Source organism: Kitasatospora sp. NPDC059571, assembly GCF_042735675.1.
Classification (GTDB): Bacteria; Actinomycetota; Actinomycetes; order Streptomycetales; family Streptomycetaceae; genus Kitasatospora.
Genome location: NZ_JBHWBW010000518.1, coordinates 1 through 5388 on the forward strand (window position 1 = coordinate 1; position 5388 = coordinate 5388).

General features: G+C 78.0%; 4 protein-coding genes. 2 read left to right on the forward strand and 2 right to left on the reverse strand.

Annotated features, from left to right (window positions below; all coding sequences use genetic code 11):
* Positions 1-1494, forward strand: a 1494-nt coding sequence (locus tag ACFV0G_RS34435) for a hypothetical protein (RefSeq protein WP_380556470.1), incomplete at its 5' end; no start/stop codon positions are given.
* 177 nt (positions 1495-1671) lie between these two features.
* Here ACFV0G_RS34435 and ACFV0G_RS34440 read toward each other — a convergent pair.
* Positions 1672-2304 (reverse strand): MarC family protein, encoded by a 633-nt coding sequence (locus ACFV0G_RS34440; RefSeq protein ID WP_380556472.1) that lies wholly within the window; start codon positions 2302-2304, stop codon positions 1672-1674.
* A 240-nt stretch (positions 2305-2544) separates the two neighbouring features.
* Here ACFV0G_RS34440 and ACFV0G_RS34445 point away from each other — a divergent pair, with 240 nt between their 5' ends.
* Positions 2545-4869 carry an FUSC family protein gene (locus ACFV0G_RS34445; RefSeq protein WP_380556474.1) on the forward strand — a complete coding sequence of 775 codons (2325 nt, stop codon included), beginning with the start codon at positions 2545-2547 and terminating at the stop codon, positions 4867-4869.
* An 18-nt stretch (positions 4870-4887) separates the two neighbouring features.
* On the opposite strand, the gene ACFV0G_RS34450 is transcribed toward ACFV0G_RS34445, so the two are convergent.
* A partial coding sequence (locus ACFV0G_RS34450) for a GNAT family N-acetyltransferase (protein WP_380556476.1) occupies positions 4888-5388 on the reverse strand: 501 nt, incomplete at its 5' end.

Here is a 5388-nt window from a genome sequence, read left to right on the forward strand (position 1 = left end):
GAGCCGCCCGGCCGGGTCTCGCCGTCGGCCGCACAGGTGCGAGCCGCCGCCGACCTGCGGGCCGCGGCCGCCGCCGTACTCGCCGCCGGGGTGCCGTCCGCCGGCGCCGTCCTCCAGGCCGACCTGCTGCGCGCCGCGCACACCGCCCGTCTGGCGGACCTGTACCGGGCCGAGGCCGCCGCCCTGCGGGTGGTCCGCAGCCTGCGTGGTGCCCGGGCCCGGTACGCGAGCCACCGGCTCGCCGACCTGGTCGCGGCCCTGCGCGAACTCCTGCTCACCACCACGGGGGTGGCCGCCGCGGAGGTCGACCCGGTGCTGCTGGGCAGCGCCCGGCGCACCTACCGGCCCGGTGGCTCGCTGCGGGTGCACGGGGTCTGCCGGGAGCCGGTGCTGACCGCCACCGGGTACGGCGGCGTGATCACCCATCTGGTCGCCGAGGACGGCCGCTGGTTCTCGATCGCCGACGTGAAGCCGGGCGGCCCCGCGCGGGCCCGGGGCGCGGGCACCGCACCGGTCGCGGTGGGATCGGCCCCGCTCGACCACTCCGCGCTCTCCCGGGCCGGACTGCTGGTCTCCGGCGCGACCGTCTCGGCGGACGGCCGGCTGGGTGCGGGCCGCGGCGTCCGGGCCACGCCCGTCACCGGGCTGGACTGGTCGTCCGGTCCGCTGGCCGGCCTCTTCGCCCGGCCGCTGGCCGAGGCCGCCGCGGAGCGGCTCGCGGACGGACCGCTCGCCGACCCGGAGCACACCGGCCGGGTGCGCGGGCCGGTCGGCTGCGACCTGGTCGTCCTCGGTGCGGCCGCCGACTGCGTGGCCGCCCGGGAGATCGGCCCGGACGGCGCGCCGCACGGTCCGGTGGTCCGGCTGCGGGCGGCGCTCGCCCACCCCGACCTCGGACACACCGCGAACCTGGCACAGCTGGCCGCGCACCCCGGGGTGCGGGTGCGGGTGCTCGGCCGGATCGAGCCCGACCGGGCCGCCACGCTGCGGCCGCTGGCGGTCGCCCCGGTGCCGGGCGCCGAGGCCACGCTCCGGCTCCCGGAGGCCTGGCAGGGCCGGGCCGACCTCGGCTACGACCGGCTCCAGGGGATGCACTTCCCGTCCGCCGAGGAACTGCGGGCGGCCGCGGCGACGGACGGTGCGGCGGCCGCGGGGCCCGACCCGCTGGCCGACTCGCCGCTGTGGCGGGTGCGCCGGCTAGTCGAGCTGGCCGTCTCGGGCGGCCGCCGGGCCGCCGCCGAGTCCGCCCGCTCGGGTGATCCGCGGGCGGCGGCCGCGGCGCTGCGCCGGACGGGCTTCCACACCGCGGCGGAATTGACCGCCGCGCTGGTCGCCGAGGCCGACCGTCGCGGGCGGGACGCCTTCGGCCGGCTGACCGACCCGGACGCCGACGGCTACGCCACCGCCTGGCTGGCCGCGGCGCTCCACCTGACCGCGGCCGAGCGGGAGCTCGTCCGGGCGAGCTGGGGGGCAGGTCCGGCCGAGACCGGCTGACCGGCGCGGGGGGGGGGGGCCGGCCCCCCCCCCGCGCGCGCGCCCGGGCGGTGGCTCGGGGGGCGGCGCGGGGGGGCAGGCCGCGCCCCGCGGGGCGCCCCGCGCGCCGCCCCGCCCGGCCACCCGGGCCGTCCCCCCGGCACCCGGTCAGTGGGCGCGCCGGTCAGCGGGCGCCGGTCAGTGCGCGCTGGGCGCCAGATGGACGCCGAGCGCCTCCAGGCCGTTCAGGAACACCTCGACGCCGACCGCGGCGAGCAGCAGGCCGAGCACCCGGGAGAGCACCTCCAGCGCCGTGATGTGGATCTTCGGCAGCAAGGGGACGAGCACCAGCACACAGAGGCAGTCGATGATCACGACCGCGACGTACATCGCGGCCACCGTCGTCCGCCAGCTCCAGGTGTCCTCGTCGAGCGACTCCACCAACTCGGCGGAGATCGCCAGCGGGCTGACGATGTACGGCAGCAGCAGCTCGCGCAGGCCGCCGACCAGGCCGGGCTCCTCGGGTTCCGCCTCGCCCGCGCCGCCGAGGTGGATGCCGAGCACCAGGGCGACGGCGTAGACGAAGAAGATCGTCCCGCCCGCCAGGGCGAGCGACTGGTCGGAGACGTGGAAGAACGAGGTGAGCAGGTCGGCCGCGTACGCGATCACGATGCCGACCGCACCGGCCACCAGGGAGCTGACGACGATCAGCCGGCGCATCTCGGCGGTGCTCCGCCCGCGGCTCAGGTGGGCGAAGGCGATCAGGATCTTCGGCGGCCCCAGGACGGCGAAGAAGGTGACGAACACGGTGATCGTGGCGAGGTCCTCCATGCGTTCATGATGCGCAACGACCTCGTCGCTCCCGGTGACCGCGGGCCCGGGCGCGGCGGCCTCCCGGCGCACGGCCGGCGACGATGCGCCGGCGGCGGGCGGGCCACCGGTGCGGGACCTGCGGACCGCGGCCGGCGCACCTTGGGGGGTTGTCCGACGGCCAGGAGCCGCGCCGCGCGCGGCGGGCCGCCGTGGGCCGTGCCCGCCCGGGCCGGCCAGCCGCCACGGGAACGAGGTGCGATGCGCCGCTCCCCCACCCGGCCGGAGCACCGGCGCCTTCCCCGCCCCACCCCGGCGGTCCGGCACCGCGCGGTGCGGGTGACCCTGGCCGCGTGCACGGGCTTCTACACCTTCCGCTACGGCTTCGACCAGCCGGTGACGGCCACGTACGCGCTGTTCGGCGCGATCGCGCTCGGGGTGCTGGCCCAGATCGGCGGCGGCTCGCGGGTTCGAGCCCGGACCCTGCTGATGACCCTGCCGTTCGCCTGGGCGCTGGTCTGCCTGGGAACCGCGCTGGCGGTGCACGCCTGGGCGGCGGCGCTCGGCATGGTGGGCGTGGGCTTCACCGTGTCGTTCGCCTCGGTCGGCGGGCCGCGCCTGGTCGGCCTGGCCAACGGCCTCCAGCTCTTCTACATCCTGCCGTGCTTCCCGCCGTTCGCCCCGGACACGCTGCCGCAGCGGCTCGTCGGCGCGACCGCGGGCATCCTGCTGCTCGCCGCGGCGGACCGGTTGCTGTGGCCGGAGCCGCCGCCGGTGGACTACCGGGAGCGGCTGGCCCTGGCGGCCGAGGCCGTCGCGGACCTCGCCGACATCGCCGCGACCGACTGCTCCGCGGCGGCTGCCGGCCGGGCGCGCGGGGCCGCCCCCGACCGGACGGCGGACGTCCGGGAGCACGCCGACGCCCTCCTGGACGACCTGCGGTTCTCCCGGATCCCCGTGATGGAGCGGCCGGCGTCCGCGAACGCCGTGGACCGCGCCCTCAGCCACTGCGCCATCACCCTGCACTACACCTGCATGCAGCTGCTGCGGATCCGCCGGGCCGTCGCGGTCGGCGGCCCCTACCCGCAGGCGGCGGAGCTCGTCGGGGCCACCGCCCGGGCGCTGCGCGCCGCGGGGGCCGGGGTGCGCAGCACCGGGCCCGTGCCGACCGCCGGACCGATCGAGGAGCAGATCGCGGCGTTCGAGACCGCCCGGACGGCCGGCCCCGGCGGGACGACCGGGGTCACCGAGGTGGCGGGGGTGGCCGGGGTCGCCGGGGTGGCCGAACCGGACGGCCACCCGGGCGCGGTGGACGGTGCGGGCCGCGGCACGGTCGGGACGGCGGTGGTGGCCCGGCTCGGGGTGGGGACGCTGAGCCTGGACGCCGCCGAGGGCACCCGGTTCTTCACCCTCGCGGCGCGGGTGAGCCGGTGCGCACCGCTGCCGCCCGACCAGACGCCCCCCGACCAGCGGCCCGGTCCGTTCTGGTACGCGCACGAGCCGACCGCGTTGCTCTGGTGGCACCGCTTCCAGGGCAATCTGACCCTGCGCTCGGTCTACTTCCGGAACGCCCTGCGGACCGCCGCGGCACTCGGCGCGGCCCGGCTGGTGGCCGGCGCCCTCGACCTCTCGCACGGCTTCTGGGTCCTGCTGGCGACGCTCACCCTGATGCGCACCAGCGCCGCCGACACCCGGATGACGCTGCGCCCGGCGCTGGTCGGCACGGCGACCGGTGCCGGCGTGACCGCGCTGATGCTGGTCGCGGTCGGGGACCACCCGGTCTTCTACGCCGCGGCCCTGCCGCCGGTGATGCTGTTCGCGTTCACCGTGAGTCCTGGGCTCGGGCTGGCCTGGGCGCAGGGCACCTTCACCGTGGTGATCGCCATGGTCTTCACCCAGCTGGCGCCGGCCGGCTGGCAGCTGGCGGAGGCCCGCGTGGTCAACGTCGCGACCGGTGCGGCGATCGGCATCCTCGCCGGGATCTGCGCCTGGCCCCGCGGCGGCGGCCAGGACCTGCGACGGCGCACCGCCGAACTGCTCGCCGAGAGCGCCGATGCGCTCCGCGAGACCGTCGAAGTGGTCACCGGTGCGGGCCCGCCGCGCGGCGCCCTGCACCGGGCCAGGCGGTCGGCGCTGCTCACCGAGGCGATGTACGCCCAGTACCGCTGCGAGCGCCACGGTTCGACGGGGGACGGGCCGAACTGGCAGGCCGCGGTCCTGGTCGGGCAGCACACCGTCCGCGGAGCGGAACCGCTGCTGGCACGGATCCCGCCCGGTTCAGCGGTGGCCGGTCCCAAGACCGCGGCCTCGCTGGTGCGGGACGCGAACGGCGTCGCCGAGGCGTTCCGGCGGCAGGGCGCGGCGCTGCTGGACGGCTCGCCCTCCGGTCCGGCGGATCCGCAGCTCGGCGACGCCCGCAGCGCACTCATCGACGAGCGCCTGATGGCCACCAGGCTGCCGGCCGACCGGGCGTCCCTGCACACCGTGGACGTGGTGGTCTGGCTCGGCGGGCTCCTCGACGACCTGGAGCGGGTCGCCGGCCGGGCCCGGCCGCCCGGGGAGCCCGCCAGGGCCGCCCCCGGGTGACCGGCCCCGGATCGGCCGTCAGCCCCAGGTGAGCACGGTCTCGTGCTCGAACACTCGGTAGCCGCCCCGGGCGAAGGCAGCGGCCATCGGGGTGTTCCCGACGTCCGTGGACGCCCGGATCACCTCGGCCCCCGCGCCGGCCAGCACCCGGGTGCCCTCGGCCAGCACCTCGTCGATCAGGCCCCGGCCGCGATGGGCGGGCAGGATGCCGATGTACGCGATGATCGGGCGGTACTGGTTGCGTGCGGCGACGACCAGCCCGACCGGCTCGCCGGTCGCCGGCAGGGTCGCCACCCGCCACCACTCGCGCGGCGTGGTGTAGTGCGCGAACTCCTCGTCGTGGTGGAGCTGCGCGGCCTCCCCGGCGGACATCCGGCTCAGGTCGTGGCGGCTGTGGGCGTCCAGGGTGCCGTCCAGGATGCCGGTCAGCAGGCCGATGAGTTCGGCCTCGTCGGCGACCGGCCGGAAGGCGAGCCGGCCGGCCGGCGGCGGCACCGGCGGGCCGAGCGGCCACACCAC